We start from the raw sequence: 909 nt of genomic DNA on the forward strand, positions 1-909 counted from the left end.
CTGGCCCATCTGCTTCACTGCCATCGCGATTCCCTCCGAGCTTCGTCTCAGAGAATCACAATCAGCGAATTACGCAACAGGCCCTATACGGGCGAAACCCTGCCAAGCGCTACGCCAGCGGGGACTTGCGTTTGGGGCAGGCGACACCGCCGTTAAGCGGCGAAGCCAGACAACTATGGGAGAGAAATGAAATGGACGCGATCGCATTGAAGGCCATGCAGGCGCCGCTGAAGGAGGCCTATCGCGACGACGCCTCGCGCGCGCTGATTACCCTCAAGGCCAAGGGCTCGATCGACGACCAATCGATCGCCTGCAAGGTCGAGACGGGCAGGGCGATTGCCATTGCCGGGCTGCATCCGGCGACCGGCGGCACCGGGCTCGAACTCTGCTCCGGCGACATGCTGCTGGAGGCGCTGGTGGCTTGCGCCGGTGTCACGCTGAAGGCAGTGGCGACGGCGCTGGAATTCAAGCTTGGAGCCGCCACGGTGGAAGCCGAAGGCGATCTCGACTTTCGCGGCACGCTTGGCGTGGCGAGGGATGCGCCGGTTGGCTTCCGCGCCATCCGGCTGACATTTGGGCTCGACACCGACGAACCGCAGGAGCGCATCGATGCGCTGCTCAAGCTGACCGAGCGCTACTGCGTGGTGTTTCAGACCATCAGCCAGAAGCCGGAGCTGACGGTCAGCGCGCGACGCTGACGATCTCCCCTTGAGGGTCCTCAGGGGGAGATGTCGCCGAAGGCGACAGAGGGTTGTCTCGCGTGAAGCGCCAACCGCTGCAGCAGGCCGAGCCCGATCGGACCAACCCCCCTCTGGCCTGTCGGCCATCTCCCCCTCAAGGGGGTGTTTGGACCGGGGACATCGCGAACAGGTGTGCGAGGACATCGCGAACAGTTTGGCGCGCTTTGCG

At 64.5% G+C, this 909-nt stretch carries 1 protein-coding gene; it reads left to right on the forward strand.

Annotated features, from left to right (window positions below; translation table 11 throughout):
- Window positions 1-191 precede the first annotated feature (191 nt).
- The gene (locus NKH42_RS31145; RefSeq protein ID WP_352479222.1) at window positions 192-698 is read left to right on the forward strand and encodes an OsmC family protein; all 507 of its coding nucleotides are present in this window, start codon (window positions 192-194) and stop codon (window positions 696-698) included.
- Window positions 699-909 lie beyond the last annotated feature (211 nt).

Source organism: Mesorhizobium sp. M1142, assembly GCF_040318565.1.
Taxonomy (GTDB): Bacteria; Pseudomonadota; Alphaproteobacteria; order Rhizobiales; family Rhizobiaceae; genus Mesorhizobium.